The sequence below is a fragment of the Neisseria sicca VK64 genome (assembly GCF_000260655.1).
GTDB lineage: Bacteria > Pseudomonadota > Gammaproteobacteria > Burkholderiales > Neisseriaceae > Neisseria > Neisseria sicca_B.
Genome location: NZ_AJMT01000105.1, coordinates 1 through 2004 on the forward strand (window position 1 = coordinate 1; position 2004 = coordinate 2004).

At 39.5% G+C, this 2004-nt stretch carries 3 protein-coding genes, 1 tRNA gene and 1 pseudogene; all 5 read right to left on the bottom strand.

From position 1 onward, the window contains the following. Positions 1–131: 131 nt before the first annotated feature. A tRNA-Asn gene (locus HMPREF1051_RS06480) sits at positions 132–207 on the bottom strand. 86 nt (positions 208–293) lie between these two features. After that, positions 294–653 (bottom strand): roadblock/LC7 domain-containing protein, encoded by a 360-nt coding sequence (locus HMPREF1051_RS06485; protein WP_003760395.1) that lies wholly within the window; start codon positions 651–653, stop codon positions 294–296. 30 nt (positions 654–683) lie between these two features. Then, positions 684–1337: a hypothetical protein gene (locus HMPREF1051_RS06490; protein ID WP_009313121.1), complete on the bottom strand. Its 654-nt coding sequence runs from the start codon at positions 1335–1337 to the stop codon at positions 684–686. A gap of 1 nt (position 1338) precedes the next feature. Then, on the bottom strand, positions 1339–1875 hold the full coding sequence (locus HMPREF1051_RS06495) for a GTP-binding protein (protein ID WP_003760398.1): 537 nt from the start codon (positions 1873–1875) through the stop codon (positions 1339–1341). Positions 1876–1887: 12 nt separating this feature from the next. After that, positions 1888–2004: pseudogene (locus HMPREF1051_RS14380) on the bottom strand (response regulator); the annotation flags it as partial.

Consider the following 2004-nt stretch of genomic DNA (forward strand, 5'->3'; position numbering starts at 1 on the left):
CTATTTGTAAGATGCAACAGGTTTGCTTTTATGACAACAATTCCACGAAACAACTGAATAAAGAAAATATCAATACAATCTACCTTATAAAAAAGCCTGAACATATTTTCGATGTTCAGGCTTTTGATATTTGGCTCCCCGACCTGGGCTCGAACCAGGGACCTGCGGATTAACAGTCCGTCGCTCTACCGACTGAGCTATCGGGGAATTAGAAGGGGGATTCTATCTTAAAAAAAACAAGAAGTCAAGAATTAATCCCCTATTATCATTAATGATATGATTTATACGCGGTTTTATAAAATTTCTGCAATATGTTTAGCAGCACGTTTAGCATCCAGCAAGATCAAACCCAGCTTACCGCTTTCCTTCGCCATCAGTGCCAATACTGCATTATCACCTGCTTGACTCAACAGAATATAACCTGTTTTACCTTTGACCATCACTTGATCCAACTCACCACATGCCAGCTCATGCACTGAACGGTTGCCCAATGCCAACAATGTTGCAGACATAGCACCAACTCTGTCCGCATTCAAATGTGATGGAAGCATTGTAGCAATTGGCAAACCATCAGTCGATATTACAGCTGAAGCTGTAATATCGGGAGAAGTATTATTTAAATCACTCAACACAGAGATTAATAATTGTTGCATATTTATTCCATTCTCAAATTATAACTTTAGTTATATAGTTTGCTGGCGGCTACCATATCTGTGGTACAACACTTTAACCAGTGTCACAAACGCCTCTTTATTTAAGTCAGGCATACCACCTATAACTAGAATCAGCTTAGTTTCCCCAATATACAATGGGAAAAATGTTAACTCGCTCTGACCAGAAGGATCACAAATCCCCCACGCACTATTATTGATATGCAAATTGTTACGAATCAGCAGACGATGACCATCTTCCATCTTAGCCACCTCGCTTGCCAACAGGCCTAACTCTTCGGCAGCTTCATGATGAAAATTAGCATTGGCAAAATACAGGCCATTCTCATCAGCCAGCAAAGCTTTACCTGAATTAGACAACTGCTCTAACAATTCCGGTAACTGCTCGTCTGTCAAATGAATATCTTCGTTACTAATATTTTCATCACCATATAAAAACTCTAAACGTTGCAAACGGTACAACAAGTTTAAAGCTGTATTAATATCACTGGTATCAGCCCAAGCTAGAATTTTTTCGCTACTAATGACCTCTGACGGGTTTGCACGCAATAAGCTATATAGCAATGTTCTACTTGCGCTTGGTGTATCGCTGGTTACTGCATAATAAGCACCAGCAGGTGTAATTCTGGGATATAAATTTGATTGCAAAGAAAGTGTTGATTCCATTTTATACCTCTAAACCCGGATCAATTGAGAACAACATTGCGCTAACCAATTGTTTGACATCATCTTCTCTACGAGCATCAATCTCAAAAACCGGTACATTAAAATTATTTTGTGCTAAATATTTCTGATATACATCAACGCTTGGCAATGAACGAATATCCATTTTAGTAACGCCTACTACTAATGGCGCTGTTTTCAATAATTCTCGGAATGCTTCCAAGAAGAATTGCAAATCCTTCAATGGGTTTGTTCGTGTATTATCCAAAAGCAATACCAATCCCATACTACCCTGGCTTAGAATTTCCCACATAAAGTTAAAACGTTCTTGCCCCGGTGTACCATATAAATGAACTTTGACTTCTTCATCCAAATGGATCACACCATAATCCATTGCTACGGTGGTATACCCCTTACGAACCAGCGTCATATCTGATGCAGATGCATCTGTTTGTACAGGCGGCTCATCTGATAACGCAGAAATTGCTGTTGTTTTACCTACTCCAACCGGACCGGTAAAGATAATTTTATTTTCTTTCATTACATGTCCTTTTTAGCGTTTTCCCAATAATTTACGCATTAAGCGCTGTAACAAACCGCGTGGCTGCTCTTGCGAAGGACCTGCCACTTTTTCTGCATCCTTAACCATCTGACTATCAGGCACATCGCT

Coding starts and splice junctions, on each gene's coding strand:
- HMPREF1051_RS06485 (WP_003760395.1), bottom strand. CDS start 653: ATGCAACAATTATTAATCTCTGTGTTGAGTGATTTAAATAATACTTCT.
- HMPREF1051_RS06490 (WP_009313121.1), bottom strand. CDS start 1,337: ATGGAATCAACACTTTCTTTGCAATCAAATTTATATCCCAGAATTACA.
- HMPREF1051_RS06495 (WP_003760398.1), bottom strand. CDS start 1,875: ATGAAAGAAAATAAAATTATCTTTACCGGTCCGGTTGGAGTAGGTAAA.